Below are 17485 nucleotides of genomic sequence, written 5' to 3' on the forward strand. Positions count from 1 at the left end.
TCGTATTGAAAAAATTATTTGATGAAACACATGAGCATGAGACTGGTGACTTTAGAACAATTTGGTATGGTTATATAACAGAAACTCCGGATACCGAATTACAAAACAAACTACTAACCATTATAAAAGAAGATTTAACGAAGGAAAAGAAACATGTAAACACAGTTACTCATTGGGTATTTTATCATGAGAAAACAAGTGGAGATGCGATAGGAGATACTGTTAGAGCTGCCTTTATGGTGCGCGAAAAAGATGGCAATTTTGTTGCAAATTATACGATGAGTGACTTCGATTTTGTAATATCCTTTGATGCCTTGAATCAATTTAAAGTCGATATGGAAGCAAGTTTAAATCAAAAGTAACACCGCGTCTAATGAAAAAAAAGAGCAATGTTATTTTAGATGTTACGCCAAATAATAACAGAATTAAGGTTACAATGTAGCAAAGAGACTTGAGCAAAAGTCATAAAAAAAAAGCATGAAATCCATTTTTACAAATGTTGATTTCATGCTTTTTCTTATTTAGTATTAGACTGACTTTTACTCGAAAATGGAGTTTTGTCCTGGTCTCTTTTTGGAATAAAAGAATTATTTTGATACCTATTTATTAAGAAAAAATTAATTAAGGTTGTTTTTTATAGAACAATTGTGGTTTAATTAAATTATACAGTCGGGAGGAATCAAATGGAAGCAATTCAAACGCATACGGTTCAAGCTGATGCACATGCAGCAGCATTAAAAAAAGCAGTTAAAGGGGCTAAATTCCCATCTAAAACAGCACCAACAATAAACTATTCAGAATGGAATAAAAAAAAGGTTACTAAGATTATAAATATAACAACTATGATACAATATAGAGAGAAAGAAAAATTAGAAGTTAGAAAGTAGGAATAGAAATGGGAATTATTGTTCAAAATACTGAATCAGAGAAGTATTTAGTAGAAAAGAAAGGTCCAATTAATTTAACAGTGAAATCGAAAGAAAATGCCACCATTTTTAAAAATGAAATTGATGCTAAAAAAGAAGCTTCTAATTTTAATCCATACAGACTAATTAAATTATAAAATTCAGTTTGAGGGTCCCAATCACGCAAGGGGAATTTGTATCGATAAGGTAATTTTTTAAGAATTACTTCGTTATTTTATCCAATTAGAATCAATTTGATTAGTGCTTTAAACAACAGTCTATGATACTTTTAAAGACCCATTGAATCCAGACTGTTTTATTTTCAGCTCCAAAACTCATTCTAATATCAAATTCGAGCTTAAGAATCATTGATTTAAAGATCTTATGCAAGTCTTATCAATACAAATTACCCATAAGCGCTTGAACCCTCGCTTAAAAAAAATGGCTAGGAGTGAATAAATTGGATTCAATGCTAGAACGTAATCGTCATATTGTTAAATATTTAGATAGCTATGTTAGAAATAAAAAGACTAAATTTGCAGTAATGTTAAATGGGGAGTGGGGAACTGGTAAAAGTTACTTTATTGAAAAGTATGTTGAAAGAAAAAATGAATATGAAGAATGTGAAAATTTTAAAGGTACTAAAGTAGATATGTACACAATATCAGCATTTGGACTAAGTGAAATTTCAGAATTAGAAAATTTGATTGTGGAAGCAATAGCAGGAGAATCAGGAATTTTTAATAAAGCAATTGGTTTACTTGAAAAGAAAACTAATTTTATTGTACCAAATACGGTAGTTCGAAGAACAAAAAAAGTAAGTAAAAATTTTTTTAGAAACACGAGTTTTAATATTGGTATAGCAACATTGAATACAGCTGAATTGATAGATAGTAATAAAAAAAATGTCACAGAACTAATTAATAAAAAGAGAGAATTAGTAATAATTGTTGAAGATTTTGAAAGGACAAACATAGAATTTGTTCAAGTTCTTGGTCTCTGCTCTAGGTTGATTTTTGAAAGTGGGATAAAAATAATTTTGGTTTGCAATGAATCAAAAATGATTGAAGAGAACCAGCAATACATGGATTTTAAAGAAAAAGTAATCGGAAAAGAATTTTTACTGTCTCCGGATATAGAAACAGCAATTACTTTATACAGTGAAGATTTAAAATATACATGTAAAGATAGGAATAGCTTTAAAAGTAAAATGCTAAAAGAAACGATTAATAAATTTAATGAAGGAATGCTACTTGTATTCCCTAATGTAATATTTAATTTAAGGATGTATCAATATGCTTTTAGTGACTTGGTATATTTTATTGAAGAAATTTATAGTAATTCGGATATAAATGATGAGTACGTTCAAAAATATAATGATTATTTCGAGAAAGTAATATATTTAAAACTATTAGCATATCTTTGGGAAAATAATTTCTTTAAATCAAAAAATGTTGAGGATACGACCAATGAATCTATAACTTTTCAGCGAGTAATACAGGATTTTTTCTTCGAACTTGATTTGGGAAGTAGTGTTCCTATAGTTGATTCATGGACTGAAATACACAAAAATAACGACTTTAGCTCCTATTCATATACTATTATAAATGACATAAAAATTATGGAAATTCAAAATGGCTTAGCCGATTCCGTTTGGAGAAAAATAGTACATTTTTTAGAACATTTGTATGACTTAGAGATTAATGGAATTGAAGGAACAGATGATATTAGAAATAAACTAATTAGCAGTGATTATTATGATGCTGGTGAGGTGTTTCATTATTTATGTATAATTGGCTTTTTAAAGGAACGAAGTTTAACAGATTTAGTTTTAGAAGATGAATTTAATAGGTTTGTTAAAAATGGAAAACCATTTAGGTCAAGAGCAAACTTTAACTATAACTTGACCGGATACGGTCAATATACATTTTTAATGCCAGATAAAGGAGAAGAAGCACTGCTAGCAATGAAACAAAAATTAGTTGAGCGTAATTCAAATTTTATTGGTATAGAAAAAATTGATTTATTAGATAAGAGTTCAAATATTCAAAATTTAACTACTACTATAGAGATGATTAAAAATGATGAGCTAGTAGAAGGAATAGATATAAGCACAATCCTTGACGATTCACATGAAAATTTTTCACCATTCAAAATAGTAAGTGAACTGATGGAAATTGAGTACTTAATTGGACAGAAATTTATATTGTTATTAGTTTCGTTAGGTAATAGGTGGAATACTCTGCCTTTACTTACAAGCATAAATAGTGAACTCAATAAATATAAAAAAGATAATCTAAAATCATTAAATGTAATAAAAATTGATGCATTAGTGAAAGACATTGGTATTTCGTGAAATTATCTAATGCTTTTTAATTTGAAACAAATGACAATAGGGTATACCGCTGTGTCATCTATTTTCAATCCATTTCACGCTAATTGTGGAGTGCATTTAGGGTGGTCACTATAAATTAATGTTCTAGAAAAACCAATAGGGTGTAATCCATTTGTTGATTATTTAGTCTAAGTGATTTGTGTTGGTTTGCATACCACGATTTGCATTTATTGAAAATCATTTTAATCAGTAAGGAGAGACAACCATGAAAAAAGACTTTAAGATAGCAAAACAAGAAATGAAAGAAAAGTGTGCCCCTTATCAAACATATCAAATTTATATAGGTATTCCAATTTATGGTGTAGCTGTCTATGTATTATCATTTCTAAATGTGACATTGGGTAATACAGGAATCCTAATTTTGATAATTACCATCTTAGGCAATAAAGGTGCTAGTAAATTAACCTTATTATCGAAAAGAAAGTATGTTGCTCCCATATTAATGTATATAACTAACGTATTAGTTATATTATTTGTTATTCCGATTATTATCGAAATATCTAACGGTGGGACAGGAGATATAGTTTTAGGACTAGCTAATTTGATTGCACTTCCTGTTCAAATCGTAGCATTCATATTCTTTTTTATTACGGCAAATGATATAAAAAAAGCTTATCCTGACATGAAGCAAGTTTCAACTGAAGCGCGCCAAGAGTATTTATCTTTAAAAAGAGAAGCAAAGATTGATTGATTTATCCTAAGTAGTTTCTGTTAGTTTACATGCCACCATTAAAGTGCGCCATAATAAAATTACTAGTAACAATAAAAAAGGCGTGAGGTTGAGACAAAAAGTCATAAAATAGCAGAAACCGCATGAAATCCATTTTTGAAAATGTTGATTTCATGCGGTTTCTTAGTTTTGATTAGACTGAATTTCACTCAAAAATGGAGTTTTGTCCCAGTCACGTTTTTGTCTTATTTTGATACTTTTAAACGTGCGACTAACTCTTTATCTGGTGTTACATAAACCGTTCGTTGTCCTTCATAAATAACATAACCGGGTTTAGCACCATTCGGTTTACGAATCAATTTTACTGGGACTAAATCAACTGGAACAGAGGCAGATAATTGGGATTTTGAAAAATAAGCAGCAATATTGGCAGCTTCTAAAATCGTTTCCTCAGATGGATCAGCATCTTGAATAATGACATGGGATCCGGGAATATTTTTAGTATGCAACCAAATATCTGATTTTCTAGCCGTTTTTAACGTCAATTGGTCATTTTGCAAATTATTTTTACCAACTAAAATGGTGGTTCCATCACTAGATAAATAGGTATCAGGTTTACTTTGTTGAGCTTTCATTTGTTTCTTTTTCGTTTTTTTCTTTTTTAAATAGCCTTCTTGCATTAATTCTTCTTTGATTTCAGCAACATCTTTTGGTGTAGCTAATGAAAGTTGAGTAGCAACAGACTCTAGATAGTCAATTTCACTTAACGTTAATTCAATTTGTTCACCAACGAAAGCCACAGCATTACGTAATTTTTGGTACTTAGCAAAATATTTTTGAGCATTTTGAGAAGGATTTTTACGCACATCTAGTGTAATTAAAAGTGGTTTTTCTTCATCATAAAAGTTAGGTAACGTAACTTCCTTTTGACCTTTTTCAAATTCATGTAAATAGGCAGTTAAAATTTCACCTTTAACACGATAATCATCTGCATATTCAGTTTCAACTAACGTTTTTTCTAATTTTTTTAGTTTTTTAACATTTCGCTGCAATTCAACGTTAACTAGACGAATCAACTCTGACCCTTGTTGATTCACCCGATCTTTTTCAGCTTTTCCACTATAATAAGCATCTAACAACTGGCTTAAACTAGGAAATAGTTTCTTTTCTCCCGTTAAACTTAAGAATGGAGTCGGTGTGAAATGTTCTTTTTTATTATTTCCCGTTAATGTTGGAGTGTATTTCCCGTCCGAAACTTCACTAATAAAAGCCTGAAATACAGCAGGAAGTTCGGCAGGATTGCTTTCACTACGATAAACTAACTCTGCTGCCGTATCGCCACCTAAACCTTGGTAAGCCGTTTGGAGTTGTTTTTGCATCGTTGTTTCAGGATCTGGTGTAACTACTTGGGCAATCTCAGCTTCAGTTGTAGCAAATGGATTCAATTTATCTTGATGGGGTGGTGAAATATAGGTTGCCCCAGGCATCACAGAACGATACGTATTCATACTCGTTGGCACATGCTTAATACAGTCTACGATTCTTTTTGTATCTTGTTCAATTAAAAAGATATTACTGTGACGTCCCATTAATTCAACAATTAAAACAACATTACGCACATCACCAATTTCATCACGACTTTTAAAAGTAAAATGAATCACTCGGTCATTGCCAATTTGTTCAATATTTTCTAGTATCGCGCCTTCAAGTTGTTTGCGCATCATCATGCAGAAATTTGGCGGAGTATTTGGGTTTTCATATGGGATTTCGGTAATTTGGATACGAGCATAGCTTGGATGAGCAGAAAGTAATACTTTATGATTTTTCCCGTTGGCACGCATCACTAAGATAATTTCGCTTTGGTAGGGTTGATGAACTTTTGAAATACGTCCATTGCTTAGCAATTCTTTTAACTCATCAACCATTGTATGGGTAAAAATACCATCAAATGACATGGAATCCCCTCGCTTTCTTTTATTAACTAATTTCTTTAGTCTTCTTAAAAACCAATAGCTTAATTATAACGTTTAATAGGCAAATAAGAAAGTGGCAATTCATTCTTGTACGTTAAAGGTATTGGACAAGTCAGCTGATAAAGAGAGCTGCTTTAGACAAAGAATAAAAACAATATTGTATCTTTGAGTTCACTTTTTAGGGCTGTTTACACTACTTTGAAAAGCATAAGTGCTAAAACCAACAAATCTCATTTCCAATACTAGTTTCAGCTGATATAGTTTTAAATAAAAAACAAATGAAGGAGAATTTATGAAAAATAGATTACGTAAGTGGCAACAGATAAGTCTGTTAATTTTAACAGGAATCATGGTGAGTTCTTTTACCCCCGAGGGAATAATCATTGCCTCAGAATCAAATGAACCACAATCTCAAACACTGGTGATAAAAGATAGCTCTGTGCCTCAAGAAGCCATTGCTAGTCCTGAAGATTCAGAGATAGCGCCACCAACTGAAAACAGTGAAAAACCTCAAGATTCATCAAATTCTTTGAGTGAATCAGCAACAGAAATAGAAAGTACGTTTACCGTGGAAGACTATAAAAAAAGTGATGCCTCTGAATTAGCAGTTGCTGTCAGGAATAAACAGGTGAGCAGTGTCCAATTAGTTCAGTTTGCTTTTCAGGTTATTGAAGAAAACGACAAAATATACAATGCAATGATTTCACTACGCAAAGAAGAGGCCTTAAAAGAAGCTAGTAACTTGCAAGATACCGGACAACCTTTTTTAGGAGTTCCTCTTGTGGTAAAAGGCTTGGGACACACTATTAGTGGTGGCTATAATTCGAACGGATTATTATTTGGAAAAGATAGTATTTCAAAATCAACGAGTACTTTTGTCAAAGCATTTCAAAATGCTGGTTTTATCGTGATTGGACAAACAAACTTTCCAGAGATGGGGCTTAAAAATATCACGAATTCGAAGCTTTACGGGCCAACTGGTAGTGCATGGAATCCAGATTACCAAGCAGGTGGCTCATCTGGGGGTTCGGCAACGGCAGTAGCTGCTGGATATACACCCATTGGAACTGGAAGCGATGCTGGAGGGTCTATTCGAATCCCTGCTTCTTGGAATGGAATTATCGGATTCAAACCTTCTCGTGGTGTTTTAGTTGGGAATTCAGCTAGCGAAAGAGGACAAACAAGTCATTTTGCAGAAACAAAGACTATGGCAGATACACGCGCTTTGTTTGATGCCTTAAAAAACAAAGAGTTACCCCAAAATACCTTCACAAAAAATGTAAAAATTGGATATTCGGTAAAATCACCAGTCAATACGCAAGTTGATCCCGAAGCTATCCAAGCAGTAGAGAGTGCGGTGGATTTTTTACGTGAGGAAGGGTTTCAAGTTGAAGAAGTTGACTCTCCCTACGATGGAGTAGAATTAATGAAAAATTATTATACTATTGGAGCTAGTTCTATGGGGATTATTGACTATTTAGCGAAGCAACAAGCAAAACGACCAGTAGAAATAGCGGATGTAGACTGGACTACCTGGGCTTTATTTCAAGCAAGCAAAGACTTAACTAAACTAGATCTTGACCAAGCTTGGGAAAATGTGCGTAAAATTACAGATGAGTTAGTCACTTTTCAAAATGACTATCCTTTATTTTTAACACCGACAACTGCTACAACCGCACCACTACTAAACGATACGGCTATGCTCCCAGAACATATTGAACAAATTAAAAATATGGAAAATAGACCAAAAGAAGAAAAATTAAACCTTGTTTATGAACAATGGTTAGCAGGGTTGACCCATACACCTTTTACTCAAATTTCAAATTTAACAGGCACGCCAGCCATAAGTTTACCGACTTATGTTTCCCAAGAAGGCCTACCATTAGGCATTCAATTTACAACCTCAGCCGATAATGATTATTTATTATTAGATGTGGGAGATTATTTTGAAAATCATTATGGCTTTAATCGTATCGCTGCTGAAATACCGGAAATACCAATTGATAAAGAAACTCCAATTCCAAATGAATCAGCGGTGACTGAAGATGCTGAAATAACTAACAACGGTGAAGAAACAAAAGTTGAACCTATTCCTGATAGTGGAAATCAAGAATTATCTAAGCCTAATTTAACTCTTAAACAGCAATTAAGTGCTAACAATCTAGTAATCGAAGAAACAAAAATTGACTTACAAAAAAACTTTCCTAAAACCAGCGAAAAAGTCTCTCCGACATTCTTATTAATCGGAAGTTTTATTCTTATGACGACGAGTGGAGGAATCTGTTTAAAGTTTATCATGCAAAAGAAAGCTGAAACCTCTAGAACAGGTAAGAGAAGCAAAACTTATTGTTAAAGTTGAAGTTGTTTTGATTGACATTTTTTTTGTAGAAAAGGTACACTAAAAAATAGGGAAAAAGTGTTAGTTGCTAGACAAGAATTTTACAGCAAGGGTGATGGGGATGGATTGGTATTATCAGGGTGATCGCGGCCCGGAAAAATGGAAAGATATTTGTGCTATTTTTAAAGAGGCAGAAGAAGGCAGCTTACAATCGCCAATTTGCTTAAATCAAAAGGATGTAACGAACTGGATTGCTTCTGGCTTACTCCAATTTGATTATCATCCAACGACTTTTGAAACATCTTACTATAACCATACGCTGCATTTAGCGCCGATAGCCAATGAAAGCATTAATCATGTAGTCTTCAATCATAAGCGCTATGTTTTAGAAGATATTCACTTTCACTTACCAAGTGAACATTTGATAGATGAAAAAAGTTTTCCGTTAGAGTTTCATATGGTGCATCGCTCACCTAAAAATGAATTATTGGTAATTGGAATTATGGCAGAGCCAACAATGGTTCCTTTAAATGAAAAAATGGCGAATCTAGATCGTAAAGCTTTGAATCCTAGAAATTCAGCTCGTGGATTATTGGTTCCAATTGATTTAATGCAATTATTACCAGATGAATTAGGCTTTTTTCATTATTCAGGCTCATTAACGACTCCACCAACATCAGGCCCGGTCAATTGGGTTGTATTTAAGTCACCAGTTTATATGCGTCAAGGTTTATTGGAGGCTTTTAAAGAACAAATAGGAAAAACAAACCGACCCGTTCAGCCAAGAAAAAATCGACCGATTTATTTATCAAAATAAAAAGGCTTGACATCTGGTATGGACTAGGTTAAATTAGTATTTAATTAGAGAAAGATTAAAGCGCAACGAAAAAGAGTAAGTAGCATTAGAAAACGTAACAAGAGAGTTGTCGGTTGGTGGGAGACAATTACGTGGGTAGTGTGAATGGACTTTTGAGCGTTGAACCCGAACCATTTTATGCAGTAGGGGGATCGATTAGGCCTTATCGTTATACAAGGCATCCACTTCATTTGTAACAATGAATGAGTTGGACTAAGTGAATCAGTAAGCTGATTAATCAAGGTGGCACCACGAGTTTATCGTCCTTGTCTATTTATTTAGACATGGAGATAGGCTCTTTTTTTATCAAAAAAATTGCATAAATGAAATCGTTACGTAAGGATGAGTAGCTTAGCTTAATTTTTCTGTAGAGAGTCAGTGGTTGGTGAAAACTGATGTTAAATGAGTAAGTGAATGGCCCTTATAGTGTTGCTTTGAACCCTAATTTGAAAGTAGGAGCAAACGTCTTCTCACGTTACTGAGATAGAGTATCTAATGTACTCGAAATGAGATAAAAAGACTTGTTTATTCGTCTTTTTAATAGAGGTGGTACCGCGAATTTTCGCCCTCTAAATTCTAGTGATACAACTGGAATTTAGAGGGCTTTTTCTATTTTTTAACTTAGAGGAGGATTTATTTTATGAAAAAAATGACAGTATTAAAAAAAGATAGTCACTCTATCAATCAACTTTATCGGGCACTAACGGGTGAAAAGAAGGTATTACTAGAATCGTATGACAACAATACTTCTAAAGGACGATTTTCGATTATTGCCCGTAATCCGCTACACGAATTAAAAGTCTATCAAAAGAATTTTTATTTTGATGGGTTAAAAAGTGTAGAAGCAGATCCTTTTGCTAAAATTCAACACTTTATCTCGCGTAATCATGGAGAGAATCAGCTAGATTTACCCTTTCAGGGCGGAGGAATTGGTTATGTAGGTTATGACACTTTAGCTATCTATGAAAATCTCGGTCCACTGCCACCTGAGACACGAGACATTCCTGATTGCTGCTTTTACATTTATGAGTCGTTTATGATTTTTGATCATCAAAAAAAACAGTTAACACTAGTAGAAGATAATACGTATTCTGGTAGAAGTGCAGAGCAGCTAACAAATGATTTAGCAAAAGTAAAAAAAGAAATCAGCCTTTTTTTAAGACAAGATAATCCTAAAAAGGCAACTCAAAAATTTAATTTAGACTATCAAAGTAATTTAGATAAAGAAACCTTTATCAACTTAGTCAATCAAGCAAAAAGGAAAATTCATGAAGGAGATTGTTTCCAAATCGTTTTATCCCAACGCCTTACAGCGCCTTTTACTGGGGATTCGTTTAGCTACTATGAAGAGCTCCGACTTTTGAATAAAACCCCTTATCTCTATTATTTAGATTTTGGTGAAACAAAAATTATCGGCTCATCTCCTGAAAGTTTAGTTAAAGTTGAAGGACAATTAGTCACAACTAATCCAATTGCTGGAACTAGAAAACGTGGAAAAACAAGCGGAGAGGATGAGTATTTAGCGAAAGAACTGTTGCTTGATGAAAAAGAATTGGCTGAACATCGCATGCTCGTTGACTTAGGTCGGAATGATATTGGCAAAGTAGCTGAAATCGGCTCGGTTAGTGTTCCTGTTTATTTAACCATTGAACGATTCCGTTATGTGATGCATATTGTTTCAGTGGTTTCTGGAAAATTAAAAACCAACCTTACAGCATTAGACGCTTTAAAATCTGTTTTACCAGCAGGAACAGTCAGTGGTGCACCTAAATTAAGAGCAATGGAACGCATTTATCAATGGGAAAATGTGCGCCGAGGTATCTATGGGGGTGCAGTTGGCTATCTGAGTAACAATGGCGATTGCGATTTTGCTTTAGCAATTCGAACAATGATTTTGCATAAAGAACAAGCCTATGTGCAAGCTGGTGCAGGAATTGTTTTTGATTCCGTTCCAGAATCGGAGTATCTAGAAACATTACAAAAAGCCAAAGCTTTACTGGAGGTAGGAAAATGATTTTATTAGTCGATAATTACGATTCATTTACGTATAATCTAGCCCAATATATTGGTGAATTTGCTCATGAAGTCGTCATCAAACGAAATGATGCATCTGATCTTTTTGATAGTGCGACACAAGCTGATGGAATTATTCTTTCACCTGGTCCAGGCACACCAAGCACTGCCGGTAACATGCAGGAATTAATTCGAATTTTCCATCAAACAAAGCCTATTCTAGGTATTTGTTTAGGACACGAAGGCATTGGTCAGTTTTTTGGCGCTAAGTTAGTTATTGCTGAGTCTGTTATGCATGGAAAGGTCTCAAAAATTTCTCAAAATGGCGAAGCTATTTTTCAACATTTGCCGGATGAATTAACCGTTATGAGATATCATTCACTCGTTTTATTAAAAGAACATTTCCCTGAAACACTAAACATTCTAGCCACTTCAATGGATGATCATGAAATTATGGCTTTAAAAGTCAAGGATTATCCAGTTTATGGTCTGCAATTTCATCCAGAATCAATTGGAACACCCTACGGTAAAAAAATGATCGAGAATTTTATTAAAGAAACTAGAAAGGAGACGAAAGTAAATGATTGAAACATTATTGCAAAAAATTTATCGAAAAGAGAATTTATCGATTTCCGAAACGCGTTTGATTGGAAGCTATATGCTTAGCGGGACAGCTTCATCTATTGAAATTACAGCTTTCTTAACCGCTTTAAAAATGAAAGGTGAAACAATTGATGAGATGGTAGGAATGGTTGAGGCAATTAAAAGTTTAGGAGCATCTGTTCAAGAAGAATCAGCAACAGCCATGGATAATTGCGGCACAGGGGGGGATGCTTCTGAAAGTTTTAATATTAGTACAACCTCAGCTTTTGTTTTAGCCGCAGCTGGAATTCCCATTGCCAAACACGGCAATCGTAGTATTTCTAGCCGTTCTGGAAGTTCAGATGTTTGCCAAGAACTAGGGATTGAATTAAATTTATCTATTGAAGAAGCAACGCAAGCTTTAAAAACAGTTGGAATTACCTTTATATTTGCGCCATATGTACACCCGAATATGAGATATGTTAGTAGTATTCGTAAAGAATTAAAAACTCCAACTATTTTTAATTTAATTGGTCCGCTAACAAATCCTGTTCCTCTTGAAACACAGTTAGTGGGTATTTATCGGCGGGATTTAATTGAAAATGTGGCTTTAACCTTACAACAATTAGGGAGAAAACGAGGAATTGTGGTTAATGGAGCTGACTTTATGGATGAAGCTTCTCTAAGTGGCATTAATCATTATGCACTGCTAGAAGATGGAATAGTCAGTCTCCATACTGTTACACCGGAAGAAGTCGGCTTGAAAACCTATCAACTAGCTGATATTAAAGGTGGCGATGCCAAAGAAAATGCGGCAATCTTACTAAGTGTACTACGAGGAGAATCAAGTGCCTATTATGATACGGTTTTATTAAATAGTGGATTGGGGCTTTATGCCAATGGAAAAGTCAGCTCAATTAAAGCCGGAGTCGAAATGGCAAATAAAGTAATCCAGTCAGGTTTAGCCTTACAAAAATTAGAGGAAATCAAACTATTTACCCAAGGAGTGAAACAATTATGAGTTTTTTAGAAGAAATTATTGCAGTAAAAAATAAAGAAGTCGCTAGTATGCAAATAGAAGAAATCAAAAAAATTAAGAAACGTCCTTCTTTTTATCAATTTTTAAAAGAGCACCCTCAGCACATGCAACTTATTGCTGAAATTAAACGAGCTTCCCCTTCTAAAGGAGCCATTGCTACAGATATAGATCCATTAAACCAAGCTAAGTTGTATGAAAAAGCTGGTGCAGGAGCAATTTCTGTTTTAACGGATGAACAATTTTTTAAAGGCTCCATTACTGATTTACAACGAGTAGCAGAAGTAGTAAATGTGCCGTTATTATGCAAAGACTTCATTATTTCAAAAAAACAATTGATTCGAGCTTCAAATGCTGGAGCATCGATTGTCTTGTTAATTGTTGCCGCTTTGTCTGTTAAACAGTTAACTGAGTTGTATCAAGCTGCTGAAGAATTAGGGCTAGAGGTATTAGTTGAAGTTCATGATTTAGCAGAATTAAAAATTGCTGAAAATTTAGGAGCCAAATTAATTGGAGTCAATAACCGTAATTTAAAAACGTTTGAAGTCAGCATCGCAGTTAGTGAAATCTTAGCGAAAGAGCTGTCTTTAAAAGGCTCAACTTGCTACATTAGCGAAAGTGGTTTTAAAGAAAAAGCAGATGTTCAGCGTGTTGCCAAAGACTATCAAGCTGTTTTAGTTGGAGAAGCATTGATGCGTGAACAATCACCAGAACAAGCTGCTAGAAATTTGAGGATTAAGCGATGAAAGTAAAAATATGTGGCTTAAAAGAAGTCAAGGATGTAGAGACAGCTATTGAAGCTGGCGCTGATTTTATTGGATTTGTTTTTGCGCCCAGTAAAAGACAAATCACAAAAAAACATGCTCATGAACTTGCGAAAAAAATTCCAAAACGAGTAAAAATTGTGGGTGTATTTGTAGATGCGCCCTTAAAGGAAGTCCTAGATTTTATTAAAAGTGTCCCATTGGATTTGGTTCAATGTCATGGCAATGAATCTGTAGCGTATCTAAATCAGCTACCAGTTCCAGCAATTAAAGCCTTTGGGGTTCAATCTGACTTTGCTTTGGAAAAATTAAAACCATATGCAGACCATTATTTGTTGTTAGATGCACCAATTGCTGGCAATGGTGAAACCTTTGAATGGAAAAATTTAGCTATACCTGTTGATTATCGAAAGCAGCTATTTTTAGCAGGTGGATTAACCGCTAGCAATGTTCAATCGGCGATTCGCTATTTTCACCCTTTAGTAGTTGATGTTTCCTCAGGTGTTGAAACAAACCAGCAAAAAGACCCTCAAAAAATTAAAGAATTTATAAAAAAAGCAAAGGAAGTGGCGTAATATGACTTATCAAGCCCCAGACAAAAATGGATTTTATGGAAATTATGGCGGACGTTTTGTTCCTGAAACCTTAATGGAAGCCGTTAAAGAATTAGAACTAGCCTATGAAGCATCAAAAACAGATGAAGTTTTTCAAAAAGAATTGGCTTACTATTTGACGGAATATGTTGGACGTAAAAGTCCGTTGTATTTCGCTGAACAATTAACAAAATATGCTGGTGGTGCAAAAATTTATTTAAAAAGAGAAGACTTAAATCATACAGGAGCACACAAAATCAATAATACCATTGGGCAAGCTTTGTTAACCAAAAAGATGGGCAAGCGGAAAATTGTAGCCGAAACAGGGGCTGGACAACATGGTGTTGCGACAGCGACTGTTGCAGCCTTGTTCAATATGGACTGTATTATTTTCATGGGGGAAGAAGATGTGAAACGTCAAGCTTTAAATGTCTTCCGGATGGAGTTACTAGGCGCAACAGTGGTAACCGTAACCTCTGGCGGAAAAACCTTAAAAGATGCCGTTAATGAAGCTCTACGCTATTGGGTTGCACATGTCGAAGACACTCACTATGTAATGGGATCCGTTTTGGGTCCACATCCATTTCCGCAAATTGTTCGTGATTACCAAAGTGTAATTGGGTTGGAAGCTAAAGAACAACATTTAGAAAAAGAAAATCGTTTACCTGAAGCTATTGTGGCTTGTGTTGGTGGAGGTAGTAATGCTATGGGTTTATTTTATCCATTTATTAATGATGAATCTGTCAAAATGTACGGCGTTGAGGCTACTGGGATGGGAATTGAGACTACTTTACATGCAGCTTCGATGGCAAAAGGGGAAGTCGGTGTGCTTCATGGTTCTATGATGCACGTTTTACAAGATAAATTTGGTCAAATCACGGAACCTTATTCGATTTCTGCAGGCTTAGATTATCCAGGTGTCGGACCAGAGCACAGTTTTTTCCGTGACTTAGGACGAGCAACGTATCACGGTGTAACAGATAAAGAAGCGATAGCTGCTTTTCAACTACTCTGCCAAGTTGAAGGGATTATTCCAGCTTTGGAAAGCTCACATGCGATTGCTTATGCTATTAAGTTAGCAAAAGAAATGCAGCCTGAAGAAAGTATGATTGTGTGTTTATCAGGCCGTGGCGATAAAGACGTAGATCAAATTAGAACGTACTTAAAAGGAGGAAGCTCTCATGACTAAAAAGACCTTAGAGAAAGCTATTAGACAAGCTAAAGTACCGGTAGTTACCTATATTATGGCCGGCGACGGAGGTCTGGATCAATTAGAAAAAGATTTACAGTTACTGGAAGAATCGGGTGTTGCAGCAATCGAATTAGGGATTCCTTTCTCTGATCCTGTTGCTGATGGACCAGTTATTCAAGCTGCTGGATTAAGAGCCCTAAATGATGGGGTGTCGTTGGAAGGGATTTTAACAAAATTATCAACAAGTAAAGTCAAGGTTCCCTTAGTGATTATGAGTTATTTTAATCCAATCATGCAAATAGGAATTGAGCATTTTGTTCATTTAGCTCAAAAAACGTTCATCAAAGGGCTAATTATTCCTGATTTGCCCTATGAACATCAAGAATTGATTCAACCTTACCTATCAGGAACAGATATTGCCTTAGTTCCCTTAGTTTCTTTAACAAGCCCCTTAGAACGAATTAAAACTCTTGTCAGCGAAGCTGAGGGGTTCGTCTACGCTGTAACTGTTAATGGCACAACTGGTGAGCGCCAATTATTCAATGCGGATTTGGATCGACATTTGGAGACTATTAAAGCATTGAGTCCTGTTCCAGTTTTAGCTGGCTTTGGAATTTCTAACTTAGAGCAAGTCAAACATTTTAACCAAGTATGTGATGGCGTTATTATCGGAAGCAAAATTGTTGATATGCTACACAGGAAAAAAAGAATGGAATTGGAAGGCTTTTTAAAACAAGCAACCGAGACAAAAAGCGCGGCTGAAAGATAAATTTTTCTCTTTAAACGAGCAATAAACTTCTTTTCCAATATTCGCTTGACAGTTTAAGAAACCCATAGTAAGATGGATTTACAGAATTAAAAACAAAGGAGATCATTTTTATGTATACTTATTCTATTCGTATTCAAACACAACTGAATAGTAGCTGGCAAAGCCAAAATAGATAGGTTGATTGAAATGAGATTCTCATGGATACAGCCTTCAGAAATCTGAACGTGTATCTATGTTGGTTTATTTGAGAATTCAAATTAAAAGTACACCACATAGAAAGAGATAGTCTTATTCTATGTGGTTTTTGTTTACCTAAAAACAGTAACCACGAAGCATGTTTAGTCGTTGGTTACTGTTTTTTTGCTTTTAAATTATACCGAAATTAACTGAGAAATTGGAGGAACTAAAATGAAAAAAATGATTGGATTTATCACTGTATTAGCCCTTATTTTAAGTTACGCTTTTGTCACAGAATCAAAAAAAGAGGATCAGAAAAAATCAGCTATTCCTGTGGTTGGTGTTTTACAATTAACAAGTCATCCAGCCCTAGATAAAATTTATGAGGGAATTGTTGATGCTCTTAAAGAAGATGGGTTTATCGATGGCAAAACTATGGTTTTAGATTTTCAAAATGCTCAAGGCGACCAAAGTAATTTAAAAACCATGAGCGAGCGCTTTATGACTAAAAAAGCAGATATTATGGTCGGAATCGCGACTCCTTCTGCTCAAGCACTAGCCAATGTTTCCAGCGAAGTTCCAATTGTTTTAGGAGCTGTTACGGATCCTAAAGGTGCAGGCTTAGTTAAAGACAATCAACACCCAGGAGGAAACATTACTGGCGTCAGCGATCAAACACCTGTTGAGGATCAATTTAATTTGATTAAAACCTTAGTCCCTGAAGCGAAGAAAATTGGAATTATCTATTCTTCAAGTGAAGATAACTCAATTATTCAAGGGAAGCAAGCTGCTGAAGCGGCTAAAAAATTAGGCATAGAAACGATTACTGCTACAGTTGCCTCAACAAATGATGTGTCTCAAATTGCGACTAATTTAGCCACCCAAGTTGATGCCATCTATGTCCCAGCTGATAATACAGTTGCTAGTGCTATGAGTACCTTAGTTAATATCACGGATGCTGCGAAAATACCTGTTTTTCCAGCAGTAGATACCATGGTAGAAGAAGGTGGTTTAGCTACAGTTGGTCTCAATCAATATGAATTAGGCAAAATGACGGGGAAAATGACTGCTCGTATTTTAAAAGGTGAAAGTAAGCCTGCAACAACACCAATTGAATATTTAAAAACCGGGGATAAAATCGTTAATCCTAAAAAAGCTCAAGAATTGGGCATTACAATTCCACAAGATATTTTAGATTCAGCCATTATTATCAAATAAAGAA

The 17485-nt window shown here is 34.7% G+C and carries 16 protein-coding genes and 2 other annotated features; of the genes, 15 read left to right on the forward strand and 1 reads right to left on the reverse strand.

From position 1 onward, the window contains the following. Window positions 1-5: 5 nt before the first annotated feature. From MHI00_RS08260 to MHI00_RS08280, 5 genes are all read left to right on the forward strand, one after another. Entirely contained in the window at window positions 6-362 is a 357-nt protein-coding gene (locus MHI00_RS08260; RefSeq protein WP_187957884.1) for a hypothetical protein, read from the forward strand. Between the two features lie 321 nt (window positions 363-683). Beyond that, window positions 684-887, forward strand: a complete 204-nt coding sequence (locus MHI00_RS08265) for a hypothetical protein (RefSeq protein ID WP_341112660.1) — start codon at window positions 684-686, stop codon at window positions 885-887. 8 nt (window positions 888-895) lie between these two features. Beyond that, the gene (locus MHI00_RS08270; protein WP_341112662.1) at window positions 896-1063 is read left to right on the forward strand and encodes a hypothetical protein; all 168 of its coding nucleotides are present in this window, start codon (window positions 896-898) and stop codon (window positions 1061-1063) included. A 311-nt stretch (window positions 1064-1374) separates the two neighbouring features. Then, window positions 1375-3261 carry a P-loop NTPase fold protein gene (locus MHI00_RS08275; protein ID WP_341115119.1) on the forward strand — a complete coding sequence of 629 codons (1887 nt, stop codon included), beginning with the start codon at window positions 1375-1377 and terminating at the stop codon, window positions 3259-3261. Between the two features lie 244 nt (window positions 3262-3505). After that, window positions 3506-3991: a hypothetical protein gene (locus MHI00_RS08280; protein WP_341112664.1), complete on the forward strand. Its 486-nt coding sequence runs from the start codon at window positions 3506-3508 to the stop codon at window positions 3989-3991. Window positions 3992-4215: 224 nt separating this feature from the next. Here MHI00_RS08280 and MHI00_RS08285 read toward each other — a convergent pair whose 3' ends face one another. After that, entirely contained in the window at window positions 4216-5925 is a 1710-nt protein-coding gene (locus MHI00_RS08285) for an NFACT RNA binding domain-containing protein (RefSeq protein ID WP_341112665.1), read from the reverse strand. Window positions 5926-6235: 310 nt separating this feature from the next. Here MHI00_RS08285 and MHI00_RS08290 point away from each other — a divergent pair, with 310 nt between their 5' ends. The 10 genes from MHI00_RS08290 (at window position 6236) to trpX (ending at window position 17481) form a co-directional block, all read left to right on the forward strand. Then, on the forward strand, window positions 6236-8296 hold the full coding sequence (locus tag MHI00_RS08290) for an amidase family protein (protein ID WP_341112667.1): 2061 nt from the start codon (window positions 6236-6238) through the stop codon (window positions 8294-8296). Between the two features lie 106 nt (window positions 8297-8402). After that, window positions 8403-9098, forward strand: a complete 696-nt coding sequence (locus MHI00_RS08295; RefSeq protein ID WP_035063876.1) for a carbonic anhydrase — start codon at window positions 8403-8405, stop codon at window positions 9096-9098. Between the two features lie 56 nt (window positions 9099-9154). Continuing rightward, window positions 9155-9408, forward strand: a binding site (T-box leader). Between the two features lie 52 nt (window positions 9409-9460). Then, window positions 9461-9710, forward strand: a binding site (T-box leader). A 67-nt stretch (window positions 9711-9777) separates the two neighbouring features. Further along, window positions 9778-11151, forward strand: a complete 1374-nt coding sequence (gene trpE / locus MHI00_RS08300) for an anthranilate synthase component I (protein WP_341112672.1) — start codon at window positions 9778-9780, stop codon at window positions 11149-11151. Next, entirely contained in the window at window positions 11148-11738 is a 591-nt protein-coding gene (locus MHI00_RS08305) for an anthranilate synthase component II (RefSeq protein WP_341112674.1), read from the forward strand. Before trpE ends, MHI00_RS08305 begins: the two co-directional genes overlap by 4 nt. Next, entirely contained in the window at window positions 11731-12753 is a 1023-nt protein-coding gene (trpD, locus tag MHI00_RS08310; RefSeq protein WP_010053832.1) for an anthranilate phosphoribosyltransferase, read from the forward strand. The genes MHI00_RS08305 and trpD overlap by 8 nt, the downstream gene beginning before the upstream one ends. Beyond that, the gene (trpC, locus tag MHI00_RS08315; protein WP_341112677.1) at window positions 12750-13514 is read left to right on the forward strand and encodes an indole-3-glycerol phosphate synthase TrpC; all 765 of its coding nucleotides are present in this window, start codon (window positions 12750-12752) and stop codon (window positions 13512-13514) included. Before trpD ends, trpC begins: the two co-directional genes overlap by 4 nt. Next, the gene (locus MHI00_RS08320) at window positions 13511-14107 is read left to right on the forward strand and encodes a phosphoribosylanthranilate isomerase (protein WP_341112679.1); all 597 of its coding nucleotides are present in this window, start codon (window positions 13511-13513) and stop codon (window positions 14105-14107) included. Before trpC ends, MHI00_RS08320 begins: the two co-directional genes overlap by 4 nt. A 1-nt stretch (window position 14108) precedes the next feature. Continuing rightward, the gene (gene trpB / locus MHI00_RS08325; protein ID WP_057000423.1) at window positions 14109-15314 is read left to right on the forward strand and encodes a tryptophan synthase subunit beta; all 1206 of its coding nucleotides are present in this window, start codon (window positions 14109-14111) and stop codon (window positions 15312-15314) included. Beyond that, on the forward strand, window positions 15307-16086 hold the full coding sequence (gene trpA / locus MHI00_RS08330) for a tryptophan synthase subunit alpha (protein WP_341112682.1): 780 nt from the start codon (window positions 15307-15309) through the stop codon (window positions 16084-16086). The genes trpB and trpA overlap by 8 nt, the downstream gene beginning before the upstream one ends. 408 nt (window positions 16087-16494) lie before the next feature. Beyond that, window positions 16495-17481: a tryptophan ABC transporter substrate-binding protein gene (gene trpX / locus MHI00_RS08335; protein ID WP_287430046.1), complete on the forward strand. Its 987-nt coding sequence runs from the start codon at window positions 16495-16497 to the stop codon at window positions 17479-17481. Window positions 17482-17485: the final 4 nt, after the last annotated feature.

The organism is Carnobacterium sp. FSL E2-0243 (genome assembly GCF_038003605.1).
GTDB lineage: Bacteria > Bacillota > Bacilli > Lactobacillales > Carnobacteriaceae > Carnobacterium > Carnobacterium maltaromaticum.

Bases quoted from the DNA above. Each gene is read 5' to 3' on its own strand.
- MHI00_RS08265 (WP_341112660.1), top strand. From the start codon at position 684: ATGGAAGCAATTCAAACGCATACGGTTCAAGCTGATGCACATGCAGCA.
- MHI00_RS08270 (WP_341112662.1), top strand. From the start codon at position 896: ATGGGAATTATTGTTCAAAATACTGAATCAGAGAAGTATTTAGTAGAA.
- MHI00_RS08275 (WP_341115119.1), top strand. From the start codon at position 1,375: ATGCTAGAACGTAATCGTCATATTGTTAAATATTTAGATAGCTATGTT.
- MHI00_RS08280 (WP_341112664.1), top strand. From the start codon at position 3,506: ATGAAAAAAGACTTTAAGATAGCAAAACAAGAAATGAAAGAAAAGTGT.
- MHI00_RS08285 (WP_341112665.1), bottom strand. From the start codon at position 5,925: ATGTCATTTGATGGTATTTTTACCCATACAATGGTTGATGAGTTAAAA.
- MHI00_RS08290 (WP_341112667.1), top strand. From the start codon at position 6,236: ATGAAAAATAGATTACGTAAGTGGCAACAGATAAGTCTGTTAATTTTA.
- MHI00_RS08295 (WP_035063876.1), top strand. From the start codon at position 8,403: ATGGATTGGTATTATCAGGGTGATCGCGGCCCGGAAAAATGGAAAGAT.
- trpE (WP_341112672.1), top strand. From the start codon at position 9,778: ATGAAAAAAATGACAGTATTAAAAAAAGATAGTCACTCTATCAATCAA.
- MHI00_RS08305 (WP_341112674.1), top strand. From the start codon at position 11,148: ATGATTTTATTAGTCGATAATTACGATTCATTTACGTATAATCTAGCC.
- trpD (WP_010053832.1), top strand. From the start codon at position 11,731: ATGATTGAAACATTATTGCAAAAAATTTATCGAAAAGAGAATTTATCG.
- trpC (WP_341112677.1), top strand. From the start codon at position 12,750: ATGAGTTTTTTAGAAGAAATTATTGCAGTAAAAAATAAAGAAGTCGCT.
- MHI00_RS08320 (WP_341112679.1), top strand. From the start codon at position 13,511: ATGAAAGTAAAAATATGTGGCTTAAAAGAAGTCAAGGATGTAGAGACA.
- trpB (WP_057000423.1), top strand. From the start codon at position 14,109: ATGACTTATCAAGCCCCAGACAAAAATGGATTTTATGGAAATTATGGC.
- trpA (WP_341112682.1), top strand. From the start codon at position 15,307: ATGACTAAAAAGACCTTAGAGAAAGCTATTAGACAAGCTAAAGTACCG.
- trpX (WP_287430046.1), top strand. From the start codon at position 16,495: ATGAAAAAAATGATTGGATTTATCACTGTATTAGCCCTTATTTTAAGT.